General features: G+C 69.5%; 13 protein-coding genes and 1 tRNA gene. 9 read left to right on the forward strand and 5 right to left on the reverse strand.

Going from position 1 to position 13526, the window contains the following annotated elements; genetic code table 11:
• A partial coding sequence (locus I9P22_RS19620) for a hypothetical protein (RefSeq protein ID WP_199261320.1) occupies window positions 1-670 on the reverse strand: 670 nt, incomplete at its 3' end.
• Window positions 671-796: 126 nt separating this feature from the next.
• On the opposite strand from I9P22_RS19620, the gene I9P22_RS19625 reads away from it, so the two are divergent.
• From I9P22_RS19625 to I9P22_RS19640, 4 genes are all read left to right on the forward strand, one after another.
• Window positions 797-1195 carry a hypothetical protein gene (locus I9P22_RS19625; protein ID WP_199261323.1) on the forward strand — a complete coding sequence of 133 codons (399 nt, stop codon included), beginning with the start codon at window positions 797-799 and terminating at the stop codon, window positions 1193-1195.
• A complete protein-coding gene (locus tag I9P22_RS19630) occupies window positions 1192-1854 on the forward strand; it encodes a response regulator transcription factor (RefSeq protein ID WP_199261324.1) in 663 nt (220 codons plus the stop codon). The genes I9P22_RS19625 and I9P22_RS19630 overlap by 4 nt, the downstream gene beginning before the upstream one ends.
• Complete coding sequence (locus I9P22_RS19635; RefSeq protein WP_199261325.1) at window positions 1851-3173, forward strand: ATP-binding protein; 1323 nt, start codon at window positions 1851-1853, stop codon at window positions 3171-3173. The genes I9P22_RS19630 and I9P22_RS19635 overlap by 4 nt, the downstream gene beginning before the upstream one ends.
• Before the next feature lie 197 nt (window positions 3174-3370).
• Window positions 3371-3460: transfer RNA gene (locus tag I9P22_RS19640), tRNA-Ser, on the forward strand.
• A gap of 320 nt (window positions 3461-3780) precedes the next feature.
• Here I9P22_RS19640 and I9P22_RS19645 read toward each other — a convergent pair.
• Genes I9P22_RS19645 through I9P22_RS19655 form a run of 3 tightly spaced genes read right to left on the reverse strand, consistent with a single transcriptional unit; the run spans window position 3781 to window position 7508 of the window.
• The gene (locus I9P22_RS19645) at window positions 3781-4710 is read right to left on the reverse strand and encodes a GGDEF domain-containing protein (protein ID WP_199261326.1); all 930 of its coding nucleotides are present in this window, start codon (window positions 4708-4710) and stop codon (window positions 3781-3783) included.
• Complete coding sequence (locus I9P22_RS19650) at window positions 4707-5291, reverse strand: heme NO-binding domain-containing protein (RefSeq protein ID WP_199261327.1); 585 nt, start codon at window positions 5289-5291, stop codon at window positions 4707-4709. The genes I9P22_RS19645 and I9P22_RS19650 overlap by 4 nt, the downstream gene beginning before the upstream one ends.
• A 27-nt stretch (window positions 5292-5318) precedes the next feature.
• Window positions 5319-7508: a ComEC/Rec2 family competence protein gene (locus I9P22_RS19655; RefSeq protein ID WP_233253491.1), complete on the reverse strand. Its 2190-nt coding sequence runs from the start codon at window positions 7506-7508 to the stop codon at window positions 5319-5321.
• A 121-nt stretch (window positions 7509-7629) separates the two neighbouring features.
• On the opposite strand from I9P22_RS19655, the gene gltX reads away from it, so the two are divergent.
• The 4 genes from gltX to I9P22_RS19675 all read left to right on the forward strand — a co-directional run bounded on the left by gltX (window position 7630) and on the right by I9P22_RS19675 (window position 11565).
• Window positions 7630-9036: a glutamate--tRNA ligase gene (gene gltX, locus I9P22_RS19660; RefSeq protein WP_199261328.1), complete on the forward strand. Its 1407-nt coding sequence runs from the start codon at window positions 7630-7632 to the stop codon at window positions 9034-9036.
• Between the two features lie 52 nt (window positions 9037-9088).
• Window positions 9089-10381 carry a citrate synthase gene (gene gltA, locus I9P22_RS19665; protein ID WP_199261329.1) on the forward strand — a complete coding sequence of 431 codons (1293 nt, stop codon included), beginning with the start codon at window positions 9089-9091 and terminating at the stop codon, window positions 10379-10381.
• Window positions 10382-10449: 68 nt separating this feature from the next.
• Window positions 10450-10830 carry a DUF1284 domain-containing protein gene (locus tag I9P22_RS19670; RefSeq protein ID WP_199261331.1) on the forward strand — a complete coding sequence of 127 codons (381 nt, stop codon included), beginning with the start codon at window positions 10450-10452 and terminating at the stop codon, window positions 10828-10830.
• Between the two features lie 81 nt (window positions 10831-10911).
• A complete protein-coding gene (locus I9P22_RS19675; protein WP_199261333.1) occupies window positions 10912-11565 on the forward strand; it encodes an SDR family NAD(P)-dependent oxidoreductase in 654 nt (217 codons plus the stop codon).
• Here the strand turns inward: I9P22_RS19675 and I9P22_RS19680 are convergent.
• Window positions 11562-13007: a cobyric acid synthase gene (locus I9P22_RS19680; protein ID WP_199261335.1), complete on the reverse strand. Its 1446-nt coding sequence runs from the start codon at window positions 13005-13007 to the stop codon at window positions 11562-11564. The two genes, I9P22_RS19675 and I9P22_RS19680, sit on opposite strands and share 4 nt — an antisense overlap.
• 54 nt (window positions 13008-13061) lie before the next feature.
• On the opposite strand from I9P22_RS19680, the gene secG reads away from it, so the two are divergent.
• The coding region (secG, locus tag I9P22_RS19685; RefSeq protein ID WP_233253492.1) for a preprotein translocase subunit SecG at window positions 13062-13526 on the forward strand (465 nt) is incomplete at its 3' end.

Genomic DNA, 13526 nt, shown 5'->3' on the forward strand with positions numbered 1-13526 from the left:
CGGCGGGCGGCGGCGGCAGGTCGCGGCCCGGCCCGCGGCCCTCGGCCCGACCGTCGCCCGGTCCATCGCCCCGGCCCTCGCGATGCCAGCCGCGGTCGTCATCGCGGTGATGGCGGCGGTGGTGGCGATCGCCCTTCCGGTCGTGACCATCGTCCCGGTCGCGGAAATGCAGCCGGTCTTGGTCGCCGCGGCCGAAGCGCAGCAGCGTCCCGTCCTCGGCAAAGGCGGCATGCACCTTGTTCTTGTCGGCGTCCTGCCCGGCCAGCATCACCCCGCGCTGACCCGAGAACACAGCCTTCAGCGTGCCCAGCTCGGCATAGACGGCGCTGTCGCGCACCGCCTGCGGCACCAGTTGCTCGACCAGCGCCGGCGGCAGCGCCGCCTCGCCCTTGGCCCGCAGGCCGCGCAGCTGGCCCTGATCGTCCAGCATGGCGCCGATCTGGCTGCCGTCGGGCAGCTTGCCCTCGATCCGGGTGCCGCCATGCGGGCCGCGCTTGCGGGTGACATCGGTCAGGCCGGCATCCTGCAGCGCCTTGGGCAGCGGCGTCTCGGCCTGCGCTTCGGCGGCCGGAGGTTGCGGGGCGGGCGCTGTGTCCTGCGCCATGGCCGGTGCGGCCAGCATGGCCAGCAGGGCCGAAAGCGCGATCGAGGTCGGGAAAGTTCTGCTCATTTCTGGTTCCTTCCTATCGGGACCATGGGGCCCCCAATGCGAATCGATCAATAGCCCCCGCCCGACCAACCAAAGACCAACGGCCTGTTTGGCTTTCGTTTGGAATTGCGCGATTACATAGGGACCATGATCCGCCCGCGCATCCCCGCCCTGCTTCTGCTGGCCGTCCTGGTCCTGACCTTGCCCGCCCGGGCCGAGGATCGCGGCCACGACCGCGACGGCCCCCATCCCGAGGAATGGGAGTCGGAATTCGAGGCGCTCGGCCGGCAGGACGTCCGCATCCTGCCACTGAAACGCGCCGCCCAGATCGTGCAGGAGCGGTTCCGGGGCCGGCTGATCGCCGCCCGCCTGGTCCCGCCCACGCCACGGGAACGCGACCGCGGCGTGGTGCTGGTGCATCAGCTGCGGCTGCTGACGCCGGCGCGCGACGTGCTGGTGATCCGGCTGGACGCGCATAGCGGCGACTTCCTGGAAGTAGCGGGTGCCGGCCTGACCGAGGCCCGCCGGAAAGGTTCCGAGCCATGAAATGCCTGATCGTCGAGGACGATCCCACGCTCTCTGCCCAGCTTGCCCAGGCCATGCGCGACGGCGGCTTTGCCTGCGACCTGGCCGCGGACGGCACGCAGGGCGAGTTCCTCGGCTCGACCGAAACCTATGACCTTGCCGTGCTCGACCTGGGCCTGCCGGGCATTCCCGGGCTCGAGGTGCTGACCCGCTGGCGCGAGGGCGGCGTGACCATGCCGGTGCTGATCCTGACCGCGCGCGGCGACTGGACCGACAAGGTGGCGGGCTTCCGCGCCGGCGCCGACGATTACGCGGTGAAGCCCTTCCGGCTGGAGGAGGTGGTGATCCGTGCCCAGACCCTGGTGCGCCGCGCCGCCGGCCATGCCCAGGCGGTGATCAAGGCCGGGCCGCTGCGGCTTGACACCCAGCTAGGCGTCATCACCCGCAACGGCATGGCGCTGAAGCTGACCGGGTTCGAGACGCGCATCCTGTCCTACCTGATCCACCACCAGAACCGGGTGGTCAGCCGCAGCGAACTGTCCGACCATCTCTATGATTCCGCCGCCGACCGCGACTTCAAGTCCATCGAGGTGGTGATCGGCCGCCTGCGCAGGAAGATCGGCGAGGGGCTGATCGAGACCCGGCGCGGCGAGGGCTATGTGCTGAGGACTGCCGCTTGATCCTGCCCCGCGATTCCATCCGCGCGCGGCTGATCGGGCTGGGGGCGGCGCTGACCGGGGTGGCGCTGCTGGCCGGCTACCTGGCGCTGGCCGCCATCCTCGAGGATTTCGTCACCGGCCGCTTCGATGCCGAGACCGAGGCCGTGGCCGAGGCCCTGATCGCCGGCGCCTCGATCGACGCCGGCGGGCGGCTGGTCGCCGGGCCCGCCCCCGCCGATCCGCGATTCGACCGGCCGCTTTCGGGCTGGTTCTGGCAGCTGAGCCAGGACGGCACGGCGATGGCGAAATCGCCCTCGCTGTTCGACAACGTGCTGAACCCGCCCGACGCGGAGGTGCAGGGCGGTCCCGGCATCGGCCCCGAGGGCGAGGCGCTGCGCGTGACCCATCACCGCTTCACCCTGCCCGACAACGGCTCGGCCCTGGCGGTGACGGTGACCGCGCCGCGGGCCGAGATCGAGGCGAGCCTGTCCCGCCTGCGCCGGCCGCTGGCGGCCTCGCTTGCCGTGCTGGGGCTGGCGCTGGCGCTGGCCAGCGTGCTGCAGGTCGCGGCCGGGCTGCGCAGCCTCGACCGGCTGGGCCGGGACATTCGGGCGATCCGCGCCGGCCGGGCCGAGACGCTGCCCCTGCCCGCCGTGGCCGAGCTGCGCCCCGTCGCGGCCGAGATCAACGCGCTGCTGGAACAGAACCGCGCCGTGCTGGCCCGCTCGCGCGAGCATGTCGGCAACCTGGCGCATTCGCTGAAGACGCCGCTGGCGGCGCTGGACAATGCCCTGCCCGCCGACCATCCCGGCCATGCGCTGATCGCCCGCATGGACCGCCAGATCGGCTGGCATCTGCGCCGCGCCCGCAGCTCGGCCGCGCCGCGGCTGCTGGGCCAGCGCACGCCGCTGGCGCCGGTGATCGACGACATCCTGCTGGTGCTGCGCGGCCCGGTCCGGGAAGCCGGGCTGGCGGTCGACCTGGCCATCCCCCCCGAGGCCGCCTTCGCCGGCGAGCGGCAGGATCTCGAGGAGATGCTGGGCAACCTGGTCGAGAACGCCGTGAAATGGGCCGACAGCCGCATCCGGCTTTCGGCCCGGGGCGAAGGCGAAAGGCTGCGCATCCTGATCGAGGACGACGGCCCCGGCATGTCGGCCGAGGATCACACCCTTGCCCTGACCCGCGGCGCCCGCCTGGACGAGACCGGCCCGCCCGGCGCCGGCCTCGGCCTTGCCATTGTCGCCGATCTCGCGGCGCTGCATGGCGGCGGGCTGGCGCTGGAGCGCTCCGACCTGGGCGGGCTGCGGGCGGTGCTGAGCCTGCCGGGCATTCCGGGCTGAGCGGGCTGCGCCACCGCCCTGGCGGGAGATCCCGCCGATGGCCGCCGGATTCCGCCTTGCCCCGGCGGCGCCATGGGCTTATCTCGACCCATCCTTTCGTCGGGGCGCGGGCGGGCTGGCCGCCCGGTTTCGGGAAAGCAGCCGCAAGCTGGCCGAGGCGGGCCATCCGTCCCGCGCGGCGCGCCTTGCGCTGAAACGGAAGCGTGGCCGAGTGGTTTAAGGCTCTAGTCTTGAAAACTAGCGTGCGGGGAACCGCACCGTGGGTTCGAATCCCACCGCTTCCGCCAATTTAAGTTTTATGTATAGATATCAATCTATTGTCATGAGCTTGTTCGGCAAATTGTGGGCCTGATCGCTGCAACGCGACAGAAACACGGGCCTGGGGGATCAGGCCGATTCATCCGGGAACAGCCGGAAAACCGGGCGATTGGCTGATCTGGTGGCCCATGGCAGATCGCCGGGGTCATCTGCATGTCGGGGCGGGATCGGTTCGGAACTCGAAACAATGCTGCGCTACAAAAACCGGCGCGCGCACCCTGCAACGGCGTGATGCCGAAGACCCGCCAAAGCGGTGACCGGGCTCCAGCCCGCGCCAGATCACGCATTGTCACGGCATGTCGATGATCGTCGCGATCCCGCCGCCGGCTTTCTTCGAACGGTACAGGGCAATATCCGCCCCGGACAACAGGCCATGAACCGTCCCGCATCGCTCGGAGGTCGAGATGCCGATGCTGACCGACAGGTTCGCAAATCCGGGGGGCCTGATGTCATGGATCGCCGATATGATTCTCTCGGCCATGTTCAGCAGGGTTCCCCGGTCGGTGCAGTTTCTTATGATGGCAAGAAACTCGTCGCCCCCGACCCGGCATACCTTGTCCTCGTTCCTGAGGCTGGATCTCAGGGCATCCGCCACGGACATCAGGACCGAATCGCCGGCGATATGGCCAAGGTTGTCATTGACGGCCTTGAAGAAATCCAGGTCCAGACTCATCAGCGAAAAGGGCGCCCTGTCCCTGGTCTCCATCGCCGCGGCCAGCTCCAGGTCGAAGGCCCTCTTGTTCAGGACCCCGGTCAGGGGATCGGTGATCGACAGCCGCTCGGCGACCTCCCGGGCGTCCTTGAGGATCCGGTTCACCCGGTTCAGTTCCTCTGAGATGGCCCTGTTCGCCTCTCTGAGAAAGAAGAACTCCATGGCCAGGTCGGTGGCGGCAAAATCCGAATTGGTCAGGTCGAACGCCCGCGCCGCCTTCGCAAGCGAGGCGCCGAAGCCGAAATTCATGATCAGCAGGTCCCCCGATCTTGCGCAATGCGCGACCAGGCTGATCTCCGGGTTCGATTTCAGGCTGATCGACCGCAGGCTCCCACCGCCCCGCTGCAGCAGGATCCTGCCGACATCGCCGCGGAAAGCCTCGGAAACATGCCCGTTCCCCTGCAGCAGCTTCGAGAGCGTCCTGCCTTTCGACAATATCCTGCCGTCCAGGCCCACGACGAGATGCATCGGCATGAGCTCATGCAGGCACGAGATGCCTATGTTCATCGGAGCGCCTCGCGGCGCAGCGGGGAGGAGGGATCCAGGCTGAAATGTCTCTTCATCGCATATTCCGACTGTGCGACCCTTGCGGTGATCCGGTTCCTCGATGCGAAGATGATGGCGAGCGAGCCGTAATCGTCGGCCATGCCCCTGAGCACCCCGGCGATGATCTGAAGAAACCCGGGCTGATGATGGCTTGCCGCGATCCGGTAGCAATCCGCGCTGTCCAGCACGACGCAAAGATCGGGCATCAGAAGGTCGGGAATGACCAGCCTGATGCGGTCCGGCAGATCCTGCAGCGATTCCAGGAAATCGCGATAGTTCCCGCCGCTGAAGCGAAGCAGGCGCCTGATCTGTTCCTGCCGGGTCAGCCATGAGCCGATATCCTCGAGATATTCGTTCATGGATTTCCCCACCAGCCGGGCAGCGGCGACAACCAGCGAATAGGTCACCCGGTTCGGGCAGTCGCTCCAGGTCAGGAAGATGTTCGGATCCGCCCTGGTCCTGAGGAGAACCCGCTTCCACAGATCCTCGCCATAGGTGGCGCGCGTGAAGGCCTCGACGGACCGGTTCACCAGACCATGCATGTCAAGCCATCCTGTCGCAGGCCGATCCTATTGCCAGATCCGGCCGCGCCCCGGCCCGTCGGCCGAGACGATGTCCAGCCGGCCCCGGTCGATGCCGATGGAGATCGCGCCCCGGTCCCGCAATCGCGTGATGTCGATGATCGTGCATCCCTTGTCCCGCATCTCGTTCATGGGCCATTCGCCATCCGTGACCAGGACCAGGTTCGGCGGGCAGCCGATGTCCCGCGCTTTCCTGGCCCCCTTGCCGGTCAGATGGCGTATTTCCAGGCTGGTGTCGCCGAATGCCAGCCGGGCCCGGCGATCGGAGGGCTCGCCCTGCCAGAGGGGCCGCGCCGCGGCGGTGACCTGGTCCGCCGGATCGCCGTCGGCCTCCAGCCAGTTGGCGATGGCATAGCTGCCGCCCCTGGGCTTGGAGGGGACACGGCCGGCGGCGGTCATGGCCGCGACCGCCTTGCCATCGGGCGCGACCAGGATCGCCGGCCGCTCGGCCGCCAGCCAGATCAGAGCCGCGCCGGCCAGCAGAAGCGCGCCGAGGCTGCGCCGGACCTGCAGCGCCATCCGGTTCGCGGCTTCGCCGAGCGGTCCCAGGAACAGCAGCGCCGCGCCGATCCCCAGCAGCGGCAGCACGGCGGCAGGCGCCGCGGGCAGCAGCAGCACGGCGCCATCCAGATCCGAGATCCAGCCGGCGACCAGCAGCATCCATTGCGTCCCCAGCCCCATCACCCAAAGCGCAGGCTGCGCCAGGCCCAGCGGTGCCAACAGCGCCGCAAAGACGGCGCCGGGCATGACCAGCGTGCCGACCACGGGCACCACCAGGAGATTGGCCAGGAGCCCGTATTGCGTCATGCGGCCGAAATGCACCGCCGCGATGGGCGAGGTGGCAAGGCTGGCCACCACCGAGGAAAGCAGCAGCATCAGCACCGGCCGGCTCCACCACGGCAGGCGGGGCGCCAGCTTCAGCCACGGCTCCTGCACCAGGATCAGCGCCACGGTCGCGGCGAAGCTCATCTGGAAGCCGGGCTCGGTCAGCGCCTCGGGGCCGAGCAGCAGCACCAGCGTCCCGGCCACGGCCACGGTGCGCAGCGAGACCGCGCGCCGGTCGGCGATGATGGCCAGCAGCATCACCGCCACCATGATGAAGGCGCGCTCGGTGGCGACACCGCCGCCCGACAGCCAGAGATAAAGCGCCGAAACAGCCAGCGCCCCGGCCGCGGCCAGCTTGTGCACCGGCAGGGCGCGGAACCCCGCCAGCCCCTGCCCCGCGGTTCCGGCAAGGCGCAGCGCCGCATAGACGAAGCCGGCCAGCATGCTCATGTGCAGGCCCGAGATCGAGATGATGTGATAGAGGTTCGAGGCGCGCATGATCTCGTTCGTCCGTTCCGAGATGCCCGAGCGGTCGCCGGTCACCAGCGCCGCCGAGACCGCCCCGGCCTGGCCGCCGATGTGGTCGCGCATTGTCTCGGCCAGCGCCATGCGCAGGCGATGCAGGGCCAGTGCCCCGTCATCGGCCGGCCGCGCCACGGTCATCACCGGGCCTTGCGTATGGCCTACCGCCCCCAGCCGCTCGAACCAGGCCAGGCGGCGGAAATCGAAGCCGCCCGGCTCGGACGGCCCCGAGGGCGGGCTCAGATGGGCGGTCAGCATGATGCGCTGGCCGGGGGCCGGCAGGTCCTGCGGGCTCATCAGCGAGATCCTGACGCGCGCGGGCGTGCGGCGGGGCGGGACGTCCGCAAGCACCACCCGGTCGAGCAGCAGCCGCATCCGGTCACTCGACGAGCGGTCGATGCCGATCACCCGCCCCTCGACCGGGCCGTAATAGCGGAATTCCAGCACCGGTGCCGCCACCAGATGCGCGCGCAGCCCGGCAAGCCCGGCCCCGGACAGCACCAGGAGCAGCGCCATGGCCGCCAGCCGGCAACGGTCGGCCCAGATCCAGGCGCAGCGACGGCGCCGCGCCAGGCCCAGGACCAGCGGCGGCAGCAGCAGGCAGGCGCCGGCCGCCAGCGCCAGCCTGGCGTAGAAGCCCGGACCCGGTTCGTTGCGCAGCAGGAACCAGCCGCCGATACCCAGCGACAGCCAGAACGGCACCCAGGGCAGCAGCCCGGCCCGGACCGTCACCGGCACCCGGGCCGGCATCCGGGAAGGCAGCGCCGATGCGCGCGGCCAGCCGGCCGGCGGCGCGCCCGTCCGGGCCATGGCGAGGGTTGCCGAATCCATCCGCAACTTGTCCTTGTCACGTCACTTGCGTATCTCTGGCGCCAAGATTGGCATGCCGCCCCTTTCGAAACGGTTAACGGCAAGCCAATGCCCCCTGTTTTCTGGAATGACCGGACCGCTGATGACTGATTCCCGCCCCGTCGTGACCCGTTTCGCCCCCTCGCCCACCGGCTATCTGCATATCGGCGGGGCGCGGACGGCGCTGTTCAACTGGCTTTTCGCCCGCGGCCGCGGCGGAAAGTTCCTGCTGCGCATCGAGGATACCGACCGCGCCCGCTCGACCCCCGAGGCGACCGAGGCGATCCTGCAGGGGCTGCGCTGGCTCGGCCTCGACTGGGACGGCGAGCCGGTCAGCCAGTTCGCCCGGCGCGGGCGTCACGCCGAGGTGGCCCGCGCCATGCTGGAGAACGGCACGGCCTACAAATGCTTCTCGACCGCCGAGGAGATCGAGGCTTTCCGCGAACGGGCCAGGGCCGAGGGCCGCTCGACCCTGTTCCTGTCGCCCTGGCGCGACGCCGACCCGGCAAGCCTTCCCGATGCGCCCTATGCCATCCGGCTGAAGGCGCCGCGCGACGGCGAGACGGTGGTGCATGACGCGGTGCAGGGCAACGTGACCTTCGGCAATGCGCAGCTGGACGACATGGTGCTGCTGCGCTCGGACGGGACGCCGACCTATATGCTGGCGGTGGTGGTGGACGACCACGACATGGGCGTCACCCACATCATTCGCGGCGACGACCACCTGACCAATGCCGCCCGGCAGATCCAGATCTACCAGGCCATGGGCTGGGAGATCCCGGTCTTTGCCCATATCCCGCTGATCCACGGCACCGACGGCAAGAAGCTGTCCAAGCGCCACGGCGCCGTCGGGCTGCACGAATATGCGGCGATGGGCTATCCGGCCGCGGCCATGCGCAACTACCTGGCGCGGCTGGGCTGGAGCCATGGCGACGACGAGCTTTTCGACGACGCGCAGGCCCGGGCCTGGTTCGACCTGCCGGGAATCGGCAAGGCCCCCGCCCGGCTGGACTTCAAGAAGCTGGAACATGTCAGCGGCTGGCATATCGCCCGGATGGACGATGCCGCGCTGCTGGAGGAGATCGCCGCCTTCCGCGCCGCCACCGGCGCCGAGCCGCTGGACGAACGGCAGATCGCCCGGTTGCGCCCGGTCCTGGGGGCGCTGAAGGCCAAGGCGAAAACCCTGCCGGCGCTGCTGGAACAGGCGCATTTCGCGCTGGTTTCCCGGCCCGTCGCGATCGAGGAGAAGGCGGCGGCAGCGCTGGATTCAGTATCCCGTGGTATACTGAATGAATTGACTGCCGCAGTGCAGAATGCTAGCTGGGGGCGCGACGAACTCGAGGCGGCCGTCAAAGCGATTGGCGAGTCGCACGGGCTGGGACTGGGCAAGGTTGCGGCGCCGCTGCGTGCGGCGCTGGCCGGACGCAGTTCGACCCCCAGCGTGTTCGACATGATGTTGGCACTTGGCCGCGACGAGACGCTGGCCCGGCTGCAGGATCAGGCGGGCTGAGACCCGCGCCCATCCCCCCGGCCAGGCCGGAGACAGGTGAAAGGAACAGTGAATGGCAGAAAGCAAATCCGCAAAGCTGCTGGTCGAAGGCAAGGAGCTGGAGCTTCCGATCCTGAGCCCGACGGCAGGCCCGGATGTCGTCGACATCCGCAAGCTCTACGCCCAGGCGGACGTCTTCACCTACGACCCGGGCTTCACCTCGACCGCCTCCTGCGACTCGACCATCACCTATATCGACGGTGACAAGGGCGAGCTGTGGTATCGCGGCTACCCGATCGAGCAGCTGGCCGCGCAGTCGCATTACCTCGAGGTCTGCTACCTGCTGCTCTACGGCGAGCTGCCCAGCAAGGATCAGCTGCTCGATTTCGAGACCCGGGTCACGCGCCACACCATGGTGCATGAGCAGATGCACAACTTCTTCCGCGGTTTCCGCCGCGACAGCCACCCGATGGCGACCATGGTCGGCGTCGTCGGCGCCATGTCGGCCTTCTATCACGATTCGGTCGACATCAACGACCCGGTGCAGCGCGAGATCGCCTCGATCCGGCTGATCGCCAAGGTGCCGACCATCGCCGCCATGGCCTACAAGTATTCCATCGGCCAGCCCTTCGTCTATCCGCGCAACGAGCTGGATTACGCCAGCAATTTCCTGCACATGTGCTTCTCGGTCCCGGCCGAGCCCTATCATGTCGATCCGGCGCTGTCGCGGGCCATGGACCGCATCTTCACCCTGCATGCCGATCACGAGCAGAACGCCTCGACCTCGACCGTGCGGCTGGCGGGTTCCTCGGGCGCGAACCCCTTCGCCTGCATCGCCGCCGGCATCGCCTGCCTCTGGGGCCCGGCGCATGGCGGCGCCAACCAGGCCTGCCTGGAGATGCTGCGCGAGATCGGTTCGGTCGAGCGCATCCCGGAATTCATCGCCCGCGCCAAGGACAAGAACGATCCGTTCCGCCTGATGGGCTTCGGCCACCGGGTCTACAAGAACTTCGACCCGCGCGCCAAGGTGATGAAGGAATCGGCCGACGAGGTGCTGGACCTGCTGGGCGTCCACAACAACCCGACGCTGCAGGTCGCCAAGGAGCTGGAGCGGATCGCGCTGGAGGACGATTATTTCGTCTCGAAGAAGCTTTATCCGAACGTGGACTTCTACTCCGGCATCATCCTGGAAGCCATGGGCTTCCCGACCTCGATGTTCACGCCGATCTTCGCGCTGTCGCGCACCGTCGGCTGGATCTCGCAGTGGAAGGAGATGATCGCCGATCCGCAGAACAAGATCGGCCGGCCGCGCCAGCTTTACGTCGGCGCAGCGCGGCGCGATTACAAGCCGCTGGACGCCCGCTGAGCGGCTGCGGCCAGAACCACGAACGGCCCCGGAACAGCTCCGGGGCCGTTCTGCTGCGCCCGCATCACGTGCTTTGCTCGATCGGCTGGCAGGGGCGCGGCTATTCGCCGGATTTCACCGAGAACATGAACGCCATCGTGCATGGCCGGCTGCGCGCCGATCCGCAGACGCCGGTGGTCTTCACCGTGATGGCGGATTCGATCTGCGGCCCCTGCCCGTCGCGGCGCGGCATCGGCTGCGCCTCGGACGAGCGCATCTCGCGGCTGGACAAACGCCATGCCGCGGCGCTTGGCATCCGCCCTGGCCAGCGCATGACCTGGGCCGAGGCGCAGGCCCGCGCCAGCGCCCGGCTGGTGCCCGGCGACCTGAACCGGATCTGCAACGGCTGCCAATGGCTGGGACTGGGCATGTGTCAGAGCGCGCTGGCCGAGCTGCAGGATCCGGGCTGACGGCAAGGCAATGTGACGCAGCCCCTCCGCCGCGCCGGCAAGGGGCTTGCGCGCGGCGGCGGCCGATGCGAAATCGGCGCCATGACCGAGCATGACAAAATCGCGCTGATCACCGGCGCCTCGCGCGGCCTTGGCGCCGCTTTGGCCGAAGCCCTTGCCGGACGCGGCTGGCACATCCTGGCCGTGGCCCGCACCACCGGCGCGCTGGAGGAACTGGACGACCGCATCCGCAAGGCCGGCGGCGCGGCGACGCTGGCACCGATGGATGTCGGCCAGCCCGAGGCCATGGTGCAGATGGCGCAGGCCGTCATGGGCCGCTGGGGCGGGCTGGATCTCTGGGCGCATTGCGCGATCCACGCCGCGCCGTTGTCGCCGGCGGGGCATGTCGACGCCAAGGATTTCCAGAAATCGGTGGACCTGAACCTTGTCGCCACGCGCGGGCTCATCGGGCTGATCGAGCCGCTGCTGCGCGCCCGCAAGGGCTCGGCGCTGTTCTTCGACGACAAGCGGGCCGGGCAGAAGTTCTTCGGCAGCTACGGCGCCACCAAGGCCGGGCAGATCGCCCTGGCCCGCAGCTGGCAGGCCGAGAACGAAACGCTGGGCCCGCGCGTGGTCATCGCCGAGCCGGCGCCGATGCCGACCGCGGTGCGCGCCCGCTTCTTCCCCGGCGAGGACCGCGCCCGCCTGACCCCCTGTCAGGTCGAGGCCGAGCGCATCCTGGCCGAGATCCTCTAGCGCGCCAGCGCGAAAAGCGCATCAATGTCCAGATGCGCTTCCAGATGCACGGCCAGCCGGTCCAGAACCTCCTCGACGCCGGCGCCGTAATCCAGCGCCGAGGTGGCGCCGAATCCGGCCAGCCAGGCGGCGCGGAAGGCGTCGCCGGAAAACAGCCCGTGCAGATAGGTTCCGGCGACGCGGCCGTCGCGGCTGGTGGCGCCGTCGGGTCCGGGGATATGGGCAAAGGGGCGGGCGCAATCCGGGCCCTCGGTGCGGCCCATATGGATCTCATAGCCCTGAACCGGCTGGCCGAGCGCCATGCCCTCGATCCGCGTCAGCCGCTTCTCGGGCGCCATGCGGGTCTCGACGTCCAGCAGGCCCAGGCCCGGCGTGCTGCCGGGGTCGCCGTCATGGCCCGCAGGGTCGTGAACCCAGCGGCCGAGCATCTGATAGCCGCCGCAGATGCCCAGAACCCGGCCGCCGCGCCGCAGATGCGCTGCCAGGTCGATATCCCAGCCCTGCTGGCGCAGGAAGGCCAGGTCGCCGCGCGTCGATTTCGTGCCCGGCAGGATCACCAGATCGGCATCGCCCGGCAGGGCCCGACCGGGCGGCACCATGGTCAGCCGAACCCCCGGCTCGGCCGCGAGTGGGTCGAGATCGTCAAAATTGGCGATGCGCGACAGCATCGGGCAGGCGATGTGCAGCCCGCCCGCCACGCCTCCTGCCCCCGAGGCGCGGCGCAGGTCCACCGCATCCTCGGCCGGCAGCAGCGCGGCATCGGGAAACCAGGGCACAAGGCCGAGATCCGGCCAGCCGGTGCGCTCGGCAATGAAGCTGCGGCCGGCATCGAACAGGGACGGATCGCCGCGGAAGCGGTTGATCAGGAAGCCGCGGATCATCGCCGCGTCCTCTGGGTCGATCACCGCCTGGGTGCCGACGATCTGCGCGATCACGCCGCCGCGGTCGATGTCGCCGGCCAGCACCACCGGCACGCCGGCCGCGCGGGCGAAGCCCATGTTGGCGATGTCGCGGGCGCGCAGGTTGACCTCGGCCGGGCTGCCCGCGCCCTCGACCAGCACCAACTCATGCGCCGCGCGCAGCCGGGCGAAACTGTCCAGCACCGCGTCCATCAGCCGCGCCTTCAGCGCGCCATAATCCGCCGCCGCCGCCCGCGCCACGGCCCGGCCCTGCACCACCACCTGCGCGGCCCGGTCGGTCTCGGGCTTCAGCAGCACCGGGTTCATGTGGACCGAGGGCACCAGCCCTGCCGCCCGCGCCTGCAGAGCCTGCGCCCGGCCGATCTCGCCTCCGTCCGGGGTCACGGCGGCATTGTTCGACATGTTCTGCGGCTTGAAGGGCGCTACGGCGATTCCGCGCCGCCGCGCGGCCCGGCACAACCCCGCCACCAGCAGGGATTTTCCCACATTCGACCCGGTCCCCTGGATCATCAGCGCGCCCATGCCCGCCCCCGCTTGCCAATCCGTGCCTTGGTGACTAGATAGGCGCGTCGCTGAATGAAAGGCCCCGTGGTGGAAAACGTCGTTCTTACCGTGCATCTGATCCTCGCCGTGCTTCTGATCGGGGTGGTGCTGTTGCAGCGGTCCGAAGGCGGCGGCCTCGGCATGGGCAGCGGCGGAGGCGGCGGCGTCATGACCGGCCGCCAGGCAGCCAACGCGCTGTCCCGCCTGACCTGGATCTTCGCCATCGGCTTCATCATCACCTCGATGACACTCACCATCATCGCGGCCCGCAACGCCTCGAGCGGCTCGATCGTCGACCAGCTCGACCTTGGCGGCGGCTCCTCGCAGCAGGCCCCGGCCACCTCGCTGCCGGGCATCGGCGAATACGCGCCGCCCCCCGGTGCCGGCCAACCCGTGGTGCCGGGTGCCGGCCAGCCGGTCGCTCCGCCCGCGCAGGAAGCCCCGGCCACCCCGGCCCCCAGCGAAGGCGATGCCCCCGCCGCGCAGCCGGTGGCGCCG

The sequence above is a fragment of the Paracoccus binzhouensis genome, assembly GCF_016446475.1.
Lineage (GTDB): Bacteria > Pseudomonadota > Alphaproteobacteria > Rhodobacterales > Rhodobacteraceae > Paracoccus > Paracoccus binzhouensis.

What these genes read in the sequence shown, in the direction of transcription:
- gltA (WP_199261329.1), top strand. Translation starts at nt 9,089, where the DNA reads ATGGCAGAAAGCAAATCCGCAAAGCTGCTGGTCGAAGGCAAGGAGCTG.
- I9P22_RS19655 (WP_233253491.1), bottom strand. Translation starts at nt 7,508, where the DNA reads ATGGATTCGGCAACCCTCGCCATGGCCCGGACGGGCGCGCCGCCGGCC.
- I9P22_RS19645 (WP_199261326.1), bottom strand. Translation starts at nt 4,710, where the DNA reads ATGAACATAGGCATCTCGTGCCTGCATGAGCTCATGCCGATGCATCTC.
- I9P22_RS19675 (WP_199261333.1), top strand. Translation starts at nt 10,912, where the DNA reads ATGACCGAGCATGACAAAATCGCGCTGATCACCGGCGCCTCGCGCGGC.
- I9P22_RS19680 (WP_199261335.1), bottom strand. Translation starts at nt 13,007, where the DNA reads ATGGGCGCGCTGATGATCCAGGGGACCGGGTCGAATGTGGGAAAATCC.
- I9P22_RS19625 (WP_199261323.1), top strand. Translation starts at nt 797, where the DNA reads ATGATCCGCCCGCGCATCCCCGCCCTGCTTCTGCTGGCCGTCCTGGTC.
- I9P22_RS19650 (WP_199261327.1), bottom strand. Translation starts at nt 5,291, where the DNA reads ATGCATGGTCTGGTGAACCGGTCCGTCGAGGCCTTCACGCGCGCCACC.
- I9P22_RS19630 (WP_199261324.1), top strand. Translation starts at nt 1,192, where the DNA reads ATGAAATGCCTGATCGTCGAGGACGATCCCACGCTCTCTGCCCAGCTT.
- gltX (WP_199261328.1), top strand. Translation starts at nt 7,630, where the DNA reads ATGACTGATTCCCGCCCCGTCGTGACCCGTTTCGCCCCCTCGCCCACC.